The organism is Haloferax gibbonsii ATCC 33959 (genome assembly GCF_000336775.1).
Taxonomy (GTDB): Archaea; Halobacteriota; Halobacteria; order Halobacteriales; family Haloferacaceae; genus Haloferax; species Haloferax gibbonsii.
Genome location: NZ_AOLJ01000026.1, coordinates 1 through 15600, shown reverse-complemented (window position 1 = coordinate 15600; position 15600 = coordinate 1). Strand labels below are relative to the sequence as shown.

Annotated in this window: 17 protein-coding genes; 8 read left to right on the top strand and 9 right to left on the bottom strand. The window is 68.4% G+C overall.

Annotated features, from left to right (window positions below; all coding sequences use genetic code 11):
* Nucleotides 1–2: 2 nt before the first annotated feature.
* Both C454_RS17480 and C454_RS20865 read right to left on the bottom strand, forming a co-directional pair.
* Entirely contained in the window at nucleotides 3–230 is a 228-nt protein-coding gene (locus C454_RS17480) for a DUF7543 family protein (protein WP_004977632.1), read from the bottom strand.
* A 30-nt stretch (nucleotides 231–260) separates the two neighbouring features.
* A complete protein-coding gene (locus C454_RS20865) occupies nucleotides 261–431 on the bottom strand; it encodes a hypothetical protein (RefSeq protein WP_004977631.1) in 171 nt (56 codons plus the stop codon).
* 100 nt (nucleotides 432–531) lie between these two features.
* Between C454_RS20865 and C454_RS17475 the strand changes: the two genes are divergently transcribed.
* On the top strand, nucleotides 532–1839 hold the full coding sequence (locus C454_RS17475) for an MFS transporter (protein WP_004977630.1): 1308 nt from the start codon (nucleotides 532–534) through the stop codon (nucleotides 1837–1839).
* 37 nt (nucleotides 1840–1876) lie between these two features.
* On the opposite strand, the gene C454_RS17470 is transcribed toward C454_RS17475, so the two are convergent.
* Both C454_RS17470 and C454_RS17465 read right to left on the bottom strand, forming a co-directional pair.
* Nucleotides 1877–2914: a DUF7544 domain-containing protein gene (locus C454_RS17470; RefSeq protein ID WP_004977629.1), complete on the bottom strand. Its 1038-nt coding sequence runs from the start codon at nucleotides 2912–2914 to the stop codon at nucleotides 1877–1879.
* A gap of 90 nt (nucleotides 2915–3004) precedes the next feature.
* Nucleotides 3005–4336 carry a S8 family peptidase gene (locus C454_RS17465; RefSeq protein WP_004977628.1) on the bottom strand — a complete coding sequence of 444 codons (1332 nt, stop codon included), beginning with the start codon at nucleotides 4334–4336 and terminating at the stop codon, nucleotides 3005–3007.
* Nucleotides 4337–4468: 132 nt separating this feature from the next.
* On the opposite strand from C454_RS17465, the gene C454_RS17460 reads away from it, so the two are divergent.
* The 3 genes from C454_RS17460 to C454_RS17450 all read left to right on the top strand — a co-directional run bounded on the left by C454_RS17460 (nucleotide 4469) and on the right by C454_RS17450 (nucleotide 7014).
* Complete coding sequence (locus C454_RS17460; protein WP_004977627.1) at nucleotides 4469–5575, top strand: hemolysin family protein; 1107 nt, start codon at nucleotides 4469–4471, stop codon at nucleotides 5573–5575.
* A 104-nt stretch (nucleotides 5576–5679) separates the two neighbouring features.
* A complete protein-coding gene (locus tag C454_RS17455) occupies nucleotides 5680–6786 on the top strand; it encodes a M24 family metallopeptidase (RefSeq protein WP_004977626.1) in 1107 nt (368 codons plus the stop codon).
* 39 nt (nucleotides 6787–6825) lie between these two features.
* Nucleotides 6826–7014, top strand: coding sequence for a hypothetical protein (locus C454_RS17450; protein WP_004977625.1), 189 nt, complete (start codon nucleotides 6826–6828; stop codon nucleotides 7012–7014).
* 53 nt (nucleotides 7015–7067) lie between these two features.
* Here the strand turns inward: C454_RS17450 and C454_RS17445 are convergent, their stop codons facing one another.
* Together C454_RS17445 and C454_RS17440 are read right to left on the bottom strand one after the other, a co-directional pair.
* On the bottom strand, nucleotides 7068–8168 hold the full coding sequence (locus C454_RS17445) for a phosphotransacetylase family protein (RefSeq protein ID WP_004977623.1): 1101 nt from the start codon (nucleotides 8166–8168) through the stop codon (nucleotides 7068–7070).
* Between the two features lie 26 nt (nucleotides 8169–8194).
* A complete protein-coding gene (locus C454_RS17440) occupies nucleotides 8195–10288 on the bottom strand; it encodes an acetate--CoA ligase family protein (protein WP_004977622.1) in 2094 nt (697 codons plus the stop codon).
* Between the two features lie 207 nt (nucleotides 10289–10495).
* Between C454_RS17440 and C454_RS17435 the strand changes: the two genes are divergently transcribed.
* The 3 genes from C454_RS17435 to C454_RS17425 all read left to right on the top strand — a co-directional run bounded on the left by C454_RS17435 (nucleotide 10496) and on the right by C454_RS17425 (nucleotide 12761).
* A complete protein-coding gene (locus C454_RS17435) occupies nucleotides 10496–10756 on the top strand; it encodes a hypothetical protein (RefSeq protein WP_004977621.1) in 261 nt (86 codons plus the stop codon).
* A 210-nt stretch (nucleotides 10757–10966) separates the two neighbouring features.
* A complete protein-coding gene (locus C454_RS17430; protein WP_004977620.1) occupies nucleotides 10967–11719 on the top strand; it encodes a mechanosensitive ion channel family protein in 753 nt (250 codons plus the stop codon).
* 244 nt (nucleotides 11720–11963) lie between these two features.
* A complete protein-coding gene (locus C454_RS17425; RefSeq protein WP_004977619.1) occupies nucleotides 11964–12761 on the top strand; it encodes a ZIP family metal transporter in 798 nt (265 codons plus the stop codon).
* 87 nt (nucleotides 12762–12848) lie between these two features.
* Here C454_RS17425 and C454_RS17420 read toward each other — a convergent pair whose 3' ends face one another.
* The 3 genes from C454_RS17420 to C454_RS17410 form a co-directional block, all read right to left on the bottom strand.
* On the bottom strand, nucleotides 12849–13133 hold the full coding sequence (locus C454_RS17420; RefSeq protein ID WP_004977618.1) for a DUF7545 family protein: 285 nt from the start codon (nucleotides 13131–13133) through the stop codon (nucleotides 12849–12851).
* Nucleotides 13134–13234: 101 nt separating this feature from the next.
* Nucleotides 13235–13990, bottom strand: a complete 756-nt coding sequence (locus tag C454_RS17415) for an ABC transporter permease (protein ID WP_004977614.1) — start codon at nucleotides 13988–13990, stop codon at nucleotides 13235–13237.
* On the bottom strand, nucleotides 13987–14934 hold the full coding sequence (locus tag C454_RS17410; protein ID WP_004977612.1) for an ABC transporter ATP-binding protein: 948 nt from the start codon (nucleotides 14932–14934) through the stop codon (nucleotides 13987–13989). Before C454_RS17410 ends, C454_RS17415 begins: the two co-directional genes overlap by 4 nt.
* A 141-nt stretch (nucleotides 14935–15075) precedes the next feature.
* On the opposite strand from C454_RS17410, the gene C454_RS17405 reads away from it, so the two are divergent.
* The coding region (locus C454_RS17405; RefSeq protein ID WP_004977611.1) for a PQQ-dependent sugar dehydrogenase at nucleotides 15076–15600 on the top strand (525 nt) is incomplete at its 3' end.

Below are 15600 nucleotides of genomic sequence, written 5' to 3'. Positions count from 1 at the left end.
GTTCAGTTCTCCACGTCGTACTCGTCCTTCCACGCCTCGACGGTCTCGCGGGCCTCGGATTCCGACTCGAACCGCTCGCCCTCGTAGCCGCGGCCCTCGGCGGACTGATAGAGTCGGTCGACCCTGACGTGCCACGCGTTCGGCCCGCGACGGAGCCGAATAGTCGCGTGGCCGTCACTCCGCTCCCACTCCACGATGCGGTCGTCTCGGCGGACCTCCGTCCAACTCATACCGGTGGATGTCGTCCGAGCCCGAAGTGCTTACCCATCCACCAGCGTCGAGGCGTCGACCGTCGCCGAGGCGGCCGGGCGCGTCTCCGCGCCGCAACTCGGGCAGACGGCGTATCCGAGGCGGTCGTAGGGGACCTCCGGAGACGGGCGTTCCAACCCACACTCCTCGCACGTGAAGTACGAGACCCATTCGAAGGACATACTGACACTCAGGATTGTCAACGTATTAATTAATCACCGCTTACCCTCCGAGACGGAGGGTATCGGTGCGGTTATTCGACTCCCCGCCAACGGAGAGACGATGACAGTCGAGAACCCGCGTCGGGCGCTCGGGGTGGTCTTTTTCATCGTCTTCGTCGACCTCCTCGGCTTCGGTATCCTCATCCCGGTGATTCCCCTGTACGCGCTCTCGTTCGGGGCGACGGAGTTCGTCGGGAGCCTGCTCATCGCCTCCTACTCGGCGATGCAGTTCCTCGCCGCGCCCTTCCTCGGTCGCCTCTCGGACTCCCGCGGTCGGCGACCCGTGCTCCTCCTGTCGCTCACGGGAAGCGTGCTCGCGTGGCTCCTGTTCGGCGTCGCCGGGTCGCTCGCGGTGCTGTTCGCCGCCCGGATGCTCGCGGGCGCGATGGGCGGCAATATCGCCACCGCGCAGGCGTACATCGCCGACATCACCGCGGCGGACGAGCGTGCAAAGGGGCTCGGTCTCCTCGGGGCCGCGTTCGGCCTCGGCTTCGTGTTCGGCCCCGCGCTCGGCGGCTTCTTCGCCAGCGAGCCGGTCGTCGCGGCCGCCCGGGGCCTCCTACCCGCGTTCGTCCCCGTCTCCGAGTTCTCGCTGCCGAGCTTCGCCGCCGCGGCCATCACCGGAACGAACCTCGTCGTCGCGTTCTTCGTCCTGCCGGAGTCGCGGCCGCCCGAAGCGCGCGGGACGCCGGCCGGGGACCGCGAGTCCCGCGTCCAACAGCTCCTTTCCGCGCTCCGGTCGCCCGGGCTGGGCACGCTCGTCGCCTCCTTCTTCCTCGTCTCTTTCGCCTTCTCGGCGCTCGAAAGCCAGTTCATCTTCCTCACCAACGACCAGTACGGCTACGGCGCGACCGAGAACGCGATTATCCTCACCTACGTCGGCGTCGTCCTCGCGGTCGTTCAGGGCGGTCTCGTCGGCCCGCTCACCGACCGCTTCGGCGAGTACCGGCTCGCGGTCGCCGGCGCGGGGATTCAGGTGCTCACGCTCGCGGCCGTCCCCTTTTCACCCCAACTGGGCGCGTTCGTCCCCGACCTCGGAAGGATACTTCCAGTCGGTCCCGTCCTCCCGGCGGGCGTGCTCGCGCTCCTCGTCGTGATGACGCCGCTGTCGTTCGGCAACGCCCTCACGAACGTCTCCTTGAACACGCTCGTCTCCCGTTCGGCGACGGACGACGAGCAGGGCGGCGCGTTCGGCCTCACCCAGAGCGCGGGGAGCCTCGCCCGGACGTTCGGGCCGGCGCTGGCCGGCGGGCTCTACACGGCCGTCGCGTTCTGGGCACCGTTCGTCGTCGGCGGCGCGCTGATGATTCCGATTCTCGTGCTCCTCGGACGGCTGGACCGCGAGGCGGTCACGTCGGCGACGGCGTGAAAAAAGGACGCGGAACGGCGAAGCGAGTCGCCGGTCCTTACGCGGGGGTCGGGCCTTCCGGGGCCGACGAGTCGTCGTCGGACCGGAACTGCGAGACGAGGTCGAGCGAGTCGTCGGCGCTTCCGAGTAAGAACAGCGAGTAGTACCGGAAGTAGGTCACGACGGGCATCTGGACGACCGCGCCGACCGCGATGGCCGCGAGGACGAACAGGAGCCCGAGCGCGCCGAAGACGACCAGTCCGACCGTCGAGGTCAACGCGACGTTCGCGGCGTTGAGCGCGAGGAACGCCCCGCCGCCGACGATGGCGAAGGGGATGGCGACGACGAGCAGGGCGAGGAGGGCCGCGATGCCGATACCGATGCTCGCGAGGATGCCGAGGATGAACCGGACGATGACGTACAGCCCGAACTCGGAGAACTCGGCGCGGAACACCGGGACGACCCGCCCCCACGACGAGAGGAGGGTGCGGTCTTCGGCCATCATCGTCGGGACGACGAAGTCGGTCGTCAACTGCATGACGATGGCGACCACGAACACCAACAGGAGCCCGAGCAGTACGAGCGGGATGGCGAAGAGGGCCACCGCGGGCGTGAACGCGACGGAGCCGAGGAACACCGCCGCGACCGGGATTCCGATGACCGCGAGCACGGCGACGAGCAGGCCGACTTGGAACCCGAACAGCCTGACGCCGAGCCAGAAGCGCTCGCGGAACGGTTCGCGGATGCGCACGTCCTTGGAGACGACGGCGTCCACGAGGACGAACTGCATCACGGAGCCGACGAACGACCAGACGATGCTGAGGGCGATAGCGACCGCCGCGAGCGCGATAACCGCGGCGACGACGTTTTCGGGCGTCACGAAGCCGGGCAGCGAGTCGACCGGGATGTCGGTCGACCCGCCCCCGGTCGGGGTGGTCGTTCCGGTGTTGCTTCCGGCACCGCCGCTCCCGCCGAGGCCGCCGACGAAGAGGGCGATGAGTGCGAGGCGCGCCCATCGACCCGCGTCGAACGGGAGGAGGAGCGACGCCGTGGCGTCACGGGCGTCGTCGAGGGCGTCGATTGCTTTCCAACTCATAGCTGACAATGCGACGCCTCGCGAGATAAAGGTGTTCGAGAGCTAAGGTATCAGTTCGCTCGGTGGACTTTCTCGGGGGTGCGGAGGCAGTTACTCGGTGACGGCGGCCAGCGGGTCGAGGTAGCCGGCCCCGTAGTACGCCTTGTCGGAACCCTCGGGTACGGTCGCGGTGCGGCCGAGTTTCGACGCGACCTGATTCGCGTTCAGACCCGGTTCGACCGACCGCACGAGCGCGACGGCGGCGGCGACCTGCGGCGCGGCCATCGAAGTGCCGGCCTTCCAGCCGTAGCCGTTCGCCGAGCCGACGTAGTTCCCGTCGTCGTCGTAGGCGGGCGTCGAGACGGTGTTGTAGACGAGGTCGTAGAACCACGTCTCGGGGTGGGTCTCCTGCGCGGAGAGGAGGGCGTCGCCGCCCGGCGCGGCCACGCCGACGGCGTTGGTTCCGTAGTTCGTGTAGAACGCCGGCGTCTTCGGTCCCTCCTCGGCGTCGCCCGCGTCGAAGGCGGTCCCTTTGGGTCCGGTCGCGCTGACGCTGAGCGCCTGCGCCCCCTCGTTGGGGAGGCTGATGATGCCGCCGTCGTGCTGGAGGTCGGCGCTGTCGTTGCCGGCGGCGACGACGACGACGGTCCCCGAGCGGTTGGCGTGGGTCAGCGTCTTGTTCAGCACGTTCCCGTAGAACTGCCCTTCGCCCTGTCGCGGGACCGGGTAGGAACCGAGGCTGAGGTTCGCGGCGTCGCAGCCGATTTCGGCGCTGTAGACGAGGGCCGCGAGGATGTCGGCGAACGAGGCCAGCGTGTTCGGCGAGAACACGCGGCAGTCGACGACTTCGGCCCCCGGCGCGGAGCCGACGACGCCCGTCTCGTTTCGGTCGTTCGCGGCGACGATGCCCGCGACGTGGGTGCCGTGGCCGCCGCCCGCGGGGACGCCCGCGCCGAAGCCGTCGCCGGTGAAGTTCCGCGAGAGCGACGCGTTGACCGCGTGTTCGAGGTCCGGGTGGTCGGCGGCGACGCCGGTGTCGATGACGGCGACGCGCGCGCCCTCCCCGCGGGTCACGTCGTGGACCGCGGGAATCCGCTGGCTCTGTTTGTCCCACTGCGCGGCGTAGCCGGGTTCGTCGACCGCATCGGCCGGACCCACGTCCTCGACCGCCGGCCCGTCGAGCGTTATCTCCACGTCGGGCGCGTAGGCCGCGTTCAGGGCGGAGACGGCCGACTCGCTCCCCTCGACGACCACCACGCCGGCCGGCGAGAGGTCGTAGACGACCTCCAGGTCGGCGCTCGTCGCCGCCGACGCGTCGCCGCCCCCGAGGTCGACGATGAACCGGTCGGTCCGCTCGGCCGCGACGACGGTCGACCCGGCGGCGACCCCACCGAGAAGGGAACCACTCAGTTTCAGGAACGTCCGCCTGTGTTGCTGACGCATACCAGACACCGCGGCCGTGAAAAACATAGTTGTTACGGCACATTTTTGAGTTTAAAATAATTCCCCGAAAAACCACAACGTCGTACCGGAGCCGACACGCTCAGGGGAGTCCGGGTCGAACGCTCGGCCCACATGGTAGGTGTCGAAACCGCGCTCCGGCTCGGTGGCGGCCTCGTGTTGTTGCTCGCGAACGCCTTCTTCGTCGTCTCGGAGTTCGCGATGACGCGCGTGCCGCAGTTCGACGAGTCCGCCTTCGAGGGGTCTCGCGGCCTCGAACTCGCGTGGGAGATGACCGAGCGACTGGAGGTGTACCTCTCGGGCTGTCAGGTCGGGATTACCATCGCCAGCGTCGGCCTCGGCGTCGTCGCCGAACCGGCCGTCGCGGCCACCTTCGACGCGGTCCTCGGCGGCGGCGGGTCGGCGGGTTCCCACACGTCGCTGTCGGTCGGACTGGCGCTCGTCGTCATCAACCTCTCGCACGTCGTCCTCGGCGAGCAGGTGCCGACGTACCTCGGCGTCGAGCGCTCTCGCACGGTGGCGAAGTACACCGCGCCCGTCCTGTACGGCTGGACGAAGCTCATGTACCCGGTCATCGTCGTCGCCGACTGGCTGGCAAAGCGCCTGCTGTCGCTCGTCGGCGTCGAGATAACCCGGTCGTGGCAGGAAGCCGAAATCGACGAGGAGGAAGACGGCGACGGCTCCGCCGGCGAGGGACCCCGCCTCAGCCGCGGCGAGGTCCGAAGCCAGATGGGCGACATCCTCGCGCAGGGCTCGCTCCCCGAGGACCGCCGCGAGGAGGTCCTGAACGCGCTTCGCATCGGCGAGTTACCCGTCCGCGACGTGATGGTCCCCGCGGACCGCGTCGTCGCGCTCTCGGTCGACGCGAGCACCGACGAGAGCCTCGAACGAATCCGGGCGAACCCCCAGCACTCGCGGTTCCCGCTCGTCGGCGACTCGCTCGACGACGTTCGGGGCGTCGTCTACGCGCCGACGGTCCTCTCGAACATCGACCGCCTCCAGTCGGGCGACCGCCGCCTCGAAGACATCGCCGCGCCCCCGCTTTCGGTTCTCTCGGACCTCTCGGTCAGCGACCTCATCGACCGCTTCCAGGCGGAGAATCAGGAACTCGCCATGGTCCGCGACCCCGAAGGCGGCTCCGTGGTCGGCCTCGTGACCGCCTCCGACGCCTTCGAGTCCATCACCGGCCAGCTCTACGACCCGCTCGACCTCGGGGCGTAGGCCGCCCGCGGGACGCCCTCGTACCGGCTCCACCCGATGGTTCGCGCCTCGACGCGCTCTCGCGGACCGCCCACGCTTTTCATCCGCCGCCCGTATCCACTCGCATGACGCCCTTCGAACGACGGACCCGCGCGTGTCAGGAACGATTGGCCGACGCGGACGCCGACGCCGCCGTACTGTTCCCCAGTCGAAACCTGCTGTACCTCTCGGGCTTCGACGAGGAACCCGCGGAGCGCCACCTACTGCTTTTCGTCCCCCGCGAGGGCGACCCGGTGTTTCTCGTCCCCGACCTCTACGAGACGCAGGTCCGAACCGAGTCGTGGGTCGGAGACGTGCGCACGTGGAGCGACGACGACGACCCGCGTGACGCCCTCGCCGACGTGGTCTCGAATCTCGACCTCGCCGGCGGGCGCGTCCTCGTCGACGACACGATGTGGGCGCGCTTCTCGCAGGACCTCCGGACGGCGCTCCCCGACGCCGACTTCGGGCTCGCGAGCGAGGTCGTCGCCCCGCTCCGCGCGCGGAAGGACGACGCCGAACTCGACGCGCTCCGCCGCGCCGGCGCGGCCGTCGACCGCGCGGTCGAGCGCGTCCGCGACATGGGCGCGGACGCCGTCGGTATGACCGAAAACGAACTCGCCGCCGAAATCGAGCGCCTCCTCGCCGACGAGGGCAGCGAGGGGATACCCTTCGGCCCGCTCGTCGGCTCCGGCCCCAACGGCGCGATGCCCCACCACAGCCACGGCGACCGCGTCATCGAGTCGGGCGACCCGGTCGTCCTCGACTTCGGCACCGTCGTCGACCACTACCCGAGCGACCAGACGCGGACCGTCGTCTTCGCCGGCGAGCCGCCCGCGGAGTTCGCCGAGGTCCACGGCGTCGTGCAGGCCGCACGGACCGCGGCCGTCGAGACCGTCGAACCGGGCGTCGCCGCCGGCGACGTCGACCGCGCGGCCCGCGAGGTCATCGAGGAGGCGGGCTACGGCGACCGATTCATCCACCGGACCGGCCACGGCGTCGGCCTCGACGTGCACGAAGCGCCCTACATCGTCGCCGGGAGCGACCGCGAACTCGAGGTCGGGAACGTCTTCAGCGTCGAGCCGGGAATCTACCTCCCCGACGAGTTCGGCGTCCGAATCGAGGACCTCGTCGTCGTCACCGACGACGGCGCGGAACTCCTGAACGACACCGACCGCGGCTGGCGCTGTTAGGCGCAAAGCTGTTAACTTCCTGACTGACGTGGCGGGCGTATGGTCTCCCGACAGACGCTCGTCGTCACCGCCTTCGTCCTCGCCGCCCTCCCCGTCGCGTATCTCGTGGAGGCGGCCACCGGGCAGTTCACGGTCTCGTTTCTCGCACTCCTCGCCGTCGGCGTCGTTGCGCCGTCGCTCGTCAACGACTACCTCGACGGGCGCGAGCGCGACGGAAACGGAGTCTGAGTCCGGATTCCGAAAAAGCAGTAACGCAGTCGATGCTATCGGCGCGTCGGTCGTTACTCGTCGTCGTCGGCCGCGCCGTCACCGGAGGGTTCGATGTTCCCGATGATGGCGTCGATGTCGGCGTGCTCGTACAGCAGGTCGCGCATGCGCCGGACGGTGCGCTCGTCGCGGGTGCGCCCCGTGCTGACGATGTCCTCGGCGCGGTCGGTCACCGAGAGCGTGTCGCCGTTGACGAGAAGCACCGGAACGCCCTTCTCTTCGGCCTTGCCGATGACGGCACCGACGGGTCGGTGGCCGCCGGTGAGGATGATGCACTTGACGCCGGGGGCTTCGAGCGCGGCGCGCTGGATGTTCGCGCGGTCGCCGCCGGTGATGACCGCGGCGTTCTTCGTGCGGCGGAAGTAGCGAAGCGCCGCGTCGCCGCCCATCGCGCCGACGAGGAAGCGCTCGACGAAGGCGTCCGTCGGCGCGTCGGTCGCGAAGTCCGCGCCGAGTTCGTTCGCGAGTTCCTCGACGGTGACGCCCGCGAGGTCCTTTTCGGTCGGGACGACGCCGAGGACGGGGACGCCGCGGGCTTCGAGGAACGGCGCGACCTCCGTTTCGAGCTCGTCGTAGGAGGCGTCGCTCACGCGGTTGAAGACGACGCCCGCGAGGCGGTCGGGGCCGATGTCTTCGACCGCCGCGACCACGTCGTCGAGGTCGCTCGGGTGCTGGTAGTCGGCGACGAGGATGACCTCGGCGTCGAGGAGGTTCGCCACGTCGCCGTCGGTGAGGTCCACGATGCCGCCGGTGCGGTAGGAGCCGCCGCCCTCGACGAGCATCAGGTCCTTGCCGGCCGAGATGTCATCGAAGTGGTGGGAGATGACCTCCGAAAGCTCCTCGGCGCTCTCCTTGCCGCGGACCGCGCCCTGGATGAACGTCGGGGAGTAGACGACGGGTTCGAGCTGGTGCATCTCCGCGTCGATGTCGAGCAGTTCGCGGGCGAGCATCGGGTCCTCGTCGAGGGTCTTGCCGGTGCTGGACTGCAGGCGGGTGCCCTTGGGCTTCATGTAGCCCACGTCCAGTCCGCGCTCCTTGGCGAGGACGCCGAGTGCGAGCGTGATTGCGGTCTTCCCGGTGCTTTCTCCGGTCGAGGTGACGAGTACCGTGTTCATTGTTGGATGGTAGGGTGGTGAAGTGTTTAAAGTTCGTCCGGGTCGACGGTGAGTCGAACGTCGACGGCCTTCACGCCGTCCGGTAGCGCGACGAGCGGGTTGATGTCGAGTTCGAGGATGGCCGGGAAGTCGGTGACCAGTTGGGAGAGCCGCTGGATGGTCTCCGTGATGCCGCCGATGTCGACCGGGTCGTTCCCGCGGGCACCGCGGAGCATCGGCGCGGCGTCGATCTCCTTCGTCATGTCCTCGGCTTCCGCCTCGGAGACGGGCGCGACGCGGAACGTCGTGTCCTCGAGGATTTCCACGAAGATGCCGCCGAGGCCGAACATCATGAGCGGGCCGAACTGCGGGTCGCGGTTCATGCCGACGATGGTCTCGACGCCGTCGTCGAGGTTCACCATCTCCTGGACCTGCACGCCGAGGATGTTGGCGTCGGGCTGGTAGTTCTTCGCGCGGGTGATGAGGTCCTCGTAGGCGTCGTAGACCTCCTCGTTTTCGACGCCGACCTTGACGCCGCCGATGTCGGACTTGTGGAGGATGTCCGGGCTGACGATTTTCATCACGACGTCGCCGTCGATGCGCTCCGCGACGTCGAGCGCGTCGGCGGGGTCGTCGACGATGTCGCCCGTCGGCGTCTCGATGCCGTAGGCGTCGAGCAGTTCCATCGCCTCGACGCCGAGGCGGGTCTCGTCGCGCTCCTTGACGGTTTCGAGGATGTCGCGGGCGCGCTCGCGGTCCACGTCGAACTCGGTGGGCGCGTCGTACTCGCGCTGGCGGATGTCGGCGTACTCCGAGAGGGCTTCGAGGCCGTCGACGGCGCGCGAGGGGTCGAAGTAGTTCGGGATGCCGGCGTCTTTCATCACGTCGGAGGCGGCGTCGACGCGCTCGCCGCCCATGAAGCAGGCGGCGATGGGCTTGTCGTACTCCTGTTGGAGTTCGACGGTGTCGGCGGCGAGCTGGTTGTAGTCGAGGACGGCCGTCGGACAGGTCAAGACGAGCGCCATGCCGACGTTGTCGTCGGCGAGCGCCACGTCGAGGGCCTCCTTGAACCGGGCGTTGTCGGCGTCGCCGACGATGTCGACCGGGTTGTAGATGTTCCCCTCGGCGGGCAGCGACTCGGAGAAGGCTTCGAGCGTCTCGTCGGTGAAGTCGGCCATCTTCAGCTCCGACTCGCCGATGGCGTCGGTCGTCATGACGCCGGGGCCGCCGGCGTTCGTGATGACGGCGACGTCCTTGTTCTCGGGGAGCGGCTGGTCGCCCAGCACGCGGGCGGTGTCGAACAGGTGCTGGACGGAGTCCGCGCGGATGACGCCAGCCTGTTCGAGGCCGGCCTCGTAGGCCGCGTCGGAGCCGGCGATGGTGCCGGTGTGCGAGGAGGCGGCCTGCGCGCCGGCGTCGGTCTTGCCGGACTTGACGAGGACGATGGGCGTGTCCTTCGTCACGTCGCGGGCGGAGTCGATGAACTCGCGGCCCGCCGAGATGCCTTCGAGGTAGCCGATGATGACCTCGGTGTCGGGGTCGTCGTTCCACGCCTCGATGAAGTCGGCCTCGTCGAGGACGGCCTTGTTACCCAGCGAAACGATGTCCTTGAAGCCGATGTCCTCGTCGTTGGCCCAGTCGATGACGGCCGTGATGAACGCGCCCGACTGGCTCATGAAGGACATGTTGCCGTCGAGGGCCATGTCGGGGCCGAACGTCGCGTTCATGCCGACGTCCGTGTTCATGATGCCCAGGCTGTTCGGGCCGACGACGTTGAGGTCGTACTCCTCGGCGATGTCGCGGAGTTCCTGCTCGCGGGCGGCGCCCTCGCTGCCCGTCTCGCCGAAGCCGGCGGTGATGACCACCACGTTCTCGATGCCCGCTTCCCCGGCGGACTTCATCGCGGGGAGGACGACCTTCGGGGGAACGACGATGACCGCGAGGTCGGCGTTCGTCTCGCCGACGTCGCCGTAGCACTGCAGGCCGAACAGTTCGTCGTACTTGGGGTTGACCGGAACGACCTCACCGTCGAACTCGTCGATGAGGTTGTCCATGATTGCCCGCCCGATTGCTCCTTCGCGCTCGGTCGCACCGACCACCGCGATTCGGTTCGGCGCGAACAATTCGGATAGCTCTCCCATTGGTTGTTGATTCCCGTCATTGACTGATAAACTCGGTGGTGTGGGGCGTCTCACGGCCTTTGGTGGCACGATACAGTAGCGCAATTAATCGGTATGGTTCGTGATTTATACCACAGAATTGGGCCGGTTACGCTCGTCAGTAGGGGGTCGACACCGCCGGCCCGCGGCGGCCAAACACATAATGTCATCCCCTGAAAACGATGGGTTGTGTCGAACCCCTCCCCCGACGCGCCGCTTCATCGGTCCACCGGCGCGAAAGTCGCCGTCGTCGTCTTCCTCGTGTTGACGCTCGCCTACGCGCTCCTCATCGCCCAGCAGATTCTCGCGTGGGTGTTCCTCGTCGTCGCCGTCGTCGTCCTCTGGTACGCCGCTCGGCTCGTCGTCGCCATGGAAGAAATCGCGACACAGCTCGGCCGCCTCGCCGACGAGCGCACCGAGTCCCGCGACCGCGGCGACGAATCAAGCTGAGATTAAATCACGGCGGACGCACCCGCACCCGAGACTGTCTCGCCGGTGAGCGAGTCGAACGAGGAACGGACGTTTCGACCCGCAGCCCGCCGCTCCGTCCGGTTTCTCCGAGTATCGGCGAAATCGGAGGGTTCCGATTACGAGATAATTTTATTCACGGTTCTTCTATTCTTAACTAACTGTCGGGCGCGCGATGTTCCACCCGGAACAATGTACCCGTTACAAGTCACGTTGACAGAGTCCATCGCAGAGTTGACTAACGCCGTGCTCGCGTTCGTCCCGCGGCTCGTGGGCGCGCTCTTAATACTCATCGTCGGCTGGTTCATCGGCAGCATCGCCGCCCGACTCATCACGCGGGTCGCCGACCGCGTCGAGGTCGACAAGGCGGTGTTGGCGACGCCCGTCGGGAAGATTCTCGGCGGGACCGAAAAGGCCGTCTCGGGCGCGTTCGGGACGCTCGGTAAGTGGTTCGTCTACGCCATCGCCGTCCTCGCGGCCGCCGACGTGCTCGCGGTCGACCTGTTCTCCGAATGGGTCTCGACCGCGGCGTCGTACGCGCCGTCGTTCGTGGCCGGCCTGCTCGTCATCGTCCTCGGGTTCGTCGTCGCCGACTTCATCGGTGACGCCATCACGCGGACCCGCGCCGCGACCGAGACGCCGTACACGAGCGTCTTCGCGGTCGGAACCCGGATGTTCCTCTACTTCACCGCCGTCGTCATCGGTCTGAGCACGATGGGCATCGACGTGGCCATCCTGTTCACCATCGCGCAGGCGTTCGCGTGGGGCATCGCCGCGGCCCTCGCCATCGGCGTCGGCGGCGCGGTCGCCTTCGGCGCGCGCGACTACGTCTCGGCCAACGTCGAGCGCTGGATGGGTTCGGCCCGCTCCGTCGCGGCCACCCCCGTCTCGCCCATGGGCGGCGACAGCGACTCGCCGGAGGGCGCGTCGCCGGCCGACGACTGAACACGCTCCGCCCGGTGCGCTCGGTACGAGTGTACCGCGGAACCGACGTCTTTTCTTCACCGTCTATCGCCGGCGAGCAATCGCTCTCGACGACGAATATATCAGAATACAGATTATATATACGACGGGAGTTTTTGGCCCGTCTAAATCAGTAGAGCGCAGCTATCTGCAATTCATATTTTAGGCCAACCAAAAGTATATGGAATATGATAATACTTATCGGCACCGAATGATTACGTTCGGTATGGACCAGTTTTCTGCGCTCGCGTTCGTCTTTCTCGCCGGGCTCGTCACGGCCATCGCGACCGGACTCGGCGCGATTCCGTTCTTCTTCGTCTCCGACGTGAGCGACCGCTGGAACGTGGCGCTGTGGGGCATCGCCTCGGGCATCATGGTGTCGGCGTCGCTGTTCGGACTCGTCTTCGAGGGCCTCGCCAACGGGACGCCGCTGCAACTCGGTATCGGGATGCTCGCGGGCGTCGCGCTCGTCCTCGTCGCCCACCACGTCATCGAGGGCGCGGAGGTCAACCCGAAGCAGTACGAGGAGGCCGACTTCCGCAAACTGCTGTTGATTCTCGGCATCCTCACCGTCCACAGCTTCCCCGAGGGCGTCGCCGTCGGCGTCTCCTTCGCCGACCTCGGCCTCGACGGCGGCTTCCAGCTGTTCGGCTTCGTCGTCCCGCTGCTCGCGGTGTTCATGACTATCGCCATCTCGATTCACAACGTCCCCGAGGGGCTGGCTATCTCCATCCCGCTCCGGTCGATGAACGTCTCGAACTGGAAGCTCGTCTGGTGGGCCATCTTCTCCAGTCTGCCCCAGCCCATCGGCGCGGTCATCGCCTTCTACTTCGTCCGCATCGCGCGGGAGTTCCTCCCGTTCGGCTTCGGCTTCGCCGCGGGCGCGATGGTCTTTCTCGTCCTCACGGAGTTCATCCCCGAGGCGCTCGAACTCGGCGAGCGCCTCCCGCGCGGCGGTCGGGTCGAACTGCTCGCCGGACTCGCCGCCGGCTTCGCTATCATGGTCCCGCTGGCGTTCATCTGAGCGCCGCGGACCCGCCACGACGGCTCAGACGCGCGGCTCTCGCCTTCGACTCGGAACGGCAGAGAAAACAGCGACCGCGAACTCGACTTAGTGCGAGTGGCCGAGCGCGTCCGAGAGCGGGACGCCGAAGCGCTCTTCGAACAGTTCTTCCATCTTCTCGTTGATTTCGGCGATGTCGGCCGGCGCGCCGCCCTCGCTGTGGTGAGCGACGACGTGGGCCTGCTGTGCGAACGCCTGCACGACGACGTCGGCGACGACGTCGGTCGGGTCTTCGCCCTGCTCCGAGAAGATGTCGACGAGGCCCGCGGGGAGTTCGAGCGCTTCGGTGTCTCCGTCCGGTCCTTCGATGGTGTACGTCTCAGTTTCGACCATGCCCCCACGTGGGGTCGGCCGCGGGTTAAGGCTTGAGTTTGCGGGCGCGTCGGACGCCCTCGCGAGCGCCCCCGAGCGCCGCGGGCGGGTGGTGCGCCGGCTCAGTCGGTCCGCGGAATCGCCGCCGTGCCCGCCGCGAAGAACGCGACCGCGAGCACCGCGAGCACCGCGAGGTTGGTGACCCAGTCGCCGCCGCCGTAGGTGAGCGCCCGGACGCCGCGGGCGAAGTACGTGAGCGGCGAGAGGTTCAGCGCCGGGACGAACCACGGCGGGAGCAGGTCGGGCGTCACGAACGTCTCCGAGAGGAAGAGCAGGGGAAGCGCGATAGCGTTGCTCGCGGCGATGACGCCGTCCTGCGAGTCGGCGACGCTCCCGATGACGGCCCCGAGGCCGCAAAACAGCGTCACGCCGAGCGCGACGAAGGGGACGATGGCGAGCGTCGCGGGCGTCAGCGGAATCGACGCGCCGGTCACGAGCGCCGACAGCGCGAGGAGCAACAGCGCCGCGAGGCCGATGACGACGACGTTGACGAGCGAGTGCGCGAGGAGCCACTCGGCCCGAGACAGCGGCGTCGTCGCCAGCTTCTCGAAGCGGCTTCCCTCGCGGTGGCGCGCGATGGTGCTACCCACGCGCGACAGCGGGGTGAACAGCACGACGACCGCGAGGTAGCCGGCGATGTAGTACTCCTTCGGCTCGGCGAACAGGCCGCCGCCGGTCGGCTGGGTCTGCACGAGCGCCCCGAAGATGACGACGATGATGGCGGGGAAGAAGAACGTGAAGAACACCGCCGTCCGCCGCCGGAGGAACGCGTGCCACGAGGCGACGAACTCAGCGCGGACGCGGGCGGCGAGGCTCATCTGTCACCTCCGACCGCGGCGGCCGCGGCGGGCCGGGCCGCCTCGAACTGCTCGCCGGTCAACGAGAGGTAGACCTCTTCGAGGCCGGGCTGTTTCCAGACGAGCGACTCGTAGACGACGCCCGCGTCGTCGAAGGCGGCGACCACGTCGCCGATGTCGCGCGGGCCGACGCCGTGGACGGTGATGCCGTCTCCCGACACCGTCGCGTCGAGCGCGGTCGGCAGCGACACCGACCCGAGGGCCGCGTCGGCGTCGCCGTCGGTCCGGACGACGAGGCGGCTCTCGCCGCCGTACTCGGTAACGAGGTCGTCCGGCTCGCCGACCGTGACGAGTTCGCCCGCGTTGAGCAGGCCCACGCGGTCGGCGAGGCGCTCTATCTCCTCCATCGAGTGGCTGGTGAGAAACACCGTCGTCCCGCCGGCGGCGAGGTCCTCGACGAGCCCCCACAGCGACCGGCGGCCCGCGGGGTCGATGCCGGTCGTCGGCTCGTCCAAGAACAGCACGTCGGGGTCGTTGACGAGCGTCAGGGCGATGCAGGCGCGGCGCTGTTGGCCGCCCGAGAGGTTCTCGTACCACGTGTCGGCGGCGTCGGCGAGGCCGACCTCGTCGAGCACCGCGTCGGGGTCGCGGGCGTCGTCGTAGAGCCCAGCGTAGTAGGCCACGAGTTCGCGGGCGGAGAGCCGACCCGCGGGTCGGAACTCCTGCGGGAGGACGCCGAGGCGCTGGCGGTCGACCTCGGTCGGGTCGCGCCCGAGGATGGCCGCCGACCCCGAATCCACCGCGGTCGTGCCCGTGAGGGCGCGAACCAGCGTCGTCTTCCCCGCGCCGTTCGGACCGATGAGGCCGAAGACCTCTCCCTCGGCGACCGACAGGGAGACGCCCGAGAGCGCCTCCACGTCGCCGTAGGACTTCCTGAGGTCGTCGGCGGCGAGTACCGCGTCCATGTCGTACCCGTCGTCACTATCGGGTGGTAAGGGATTCGGAATCGCCGCTCGATTCGAGTCGCGGGGCCGTGGGCGAACGGGAGAGGGCTCGCCAGCTCGGTCGTAGCAAGCCTTACTCCGGTCGCGCCGCTCTACGTCGACATGAACGGTTCCCGACGCGATTTCCTCGCCGCGACCGGCGCGACCCTCCTCGGCGGCCTCGCGGGCTGTGCGAGCGCCCCGACCGACGACGGAGCCGGGGGAACGACCGACAGCGACGCGACGCCAGACGAGACTGACGGGGCGACCGCGACCGCGAACGGCGGGTCCGACGGCTCACTCGCGGGCCTCGAAGTCGCCTACGAGACACTGGCGACCGGGTTCGCCTCGCCGGTCGACGTTGCCGTCCCCGAGGCGTTCGGCGGGTCGCGGCGGTTCGTCGTCGACCAGCCCGGTCGAATCTGGCTGCACGACGACTCGGGACTACAGAGCGAACCGTACCTCGACATCACCGACCGCGTCGTCGACCTCAACGGCTACGACGAGCGCGGCTTCCTCGGCGTCGCCTTCCACCCCGATTTCGCCGACAACGGGCGGCTCTACCTGCGGTACAGCGCCCCGCGACGCTCGGGGACGCCCTCGAACTACAGCCTGTCTCTTATACACATCTCTGAGCGGGCTGGCAAG

Coding starts and splice junctions, on each gene's coding strand:
- C454_RS17480 (WP_004977632.1), bottom strand. CDS start 230: ATGAGTTGGACGGAGGTCCGCCGAGACGACCGCATCGTGGAGTGGGAG.
- C454_RS20865 (WP_004977631.1), bottom strand. CDS start 431: ATGTCCTTCGAATGGGTCTCGTACTTCACGTGCGAGGAGTGTGGGTTG.
- C454_RS17475 (WP_004977630.1), top strand. CDS start 532: ATGACAGTCGAGAACCCGCGTCGGGCGCTCGGGGTGGTCTTTTTCATC.
- C454_RS17470 (WP_004977629.1), bottom strand. CDS start 2,914: ATGAGTTGGAAAGCAATCGACGCCCTCGACGACGCCCGTGACGCCACG.
- C454_RS17465 (WP_004977628.1), bottom strand. CDS start 4,336: ATGCGTCAGCAACACAGGCGGACGTTCCTGAAACTGAGTGGTTCCCTT.
- C454_RS17460 (WP_004977627.1), top strand. CDS start 4,469: ATGGTAGGTGTCGAAACCGCGCTCCGGCTCGGTGGCGGCCTCGTGTTG.
- C454_RS17455 (WP_004977626.1), top strand. CDS start 5,680: ATGACGCCCTTCGAACGACGGACCCGCGCGTGTCAGGAACGATTGGCC.
- C454_RS17450 (WP_004977625.1), top strand. CDS start 6,826: ATGGTCTCCCGACAGACGCTCGTCGTCACCGCCTTCGTCCTCGCCGCC.
- C454_RS17445 (WP_004977623.1), bottom strand. CDS start 8,168: ATGAACACGGTACTCGTCACCTCGACCGGAGAAAGCACCGGGAAGACC.
- C454_RS17440 (WP_004977622.1), bottom strand. CDS start 10,288: ATGGGAGAGCTATCCGAATTGTTCGCGCCGAACCGAATCGCGGTGGTC.
- C454_RS17430 (WP_004977620.1), top strand. CDS start 10,967: ATGTACCCGTTACAAGTCACGTTGACAGAGTCCATCGCAGAGTTGACT.
- C454_RS17425 (WP_004977619.1), top strand. CDS start 11,964: ATGGACCAGTTTTCTGCGCTCGCGTTCGTCTTTCTCGCCGGGCTCGTC.
- C454_RS17420 (WP_004977618.1), bottom strand. CDS start 13,133: ATGGTCGAAACTGAGACGTACACCATCGAAGGACCGGACGGAGACACC.
- C454_RS17415 (WP_004977614.1), bottom strand. CDS start 13,990: ATGAGCCTCGCCGCCCGCGTCCGCGCTGAGTTCGTCGCCTCGTGGCAC.
- C454_RS17410 (WP_004977612.1), bottom strand. CDS start 14,934: ATGGACGCGGTACTCGCCGCCGACGACCTCAGGAAGTCCTACGGCGAC.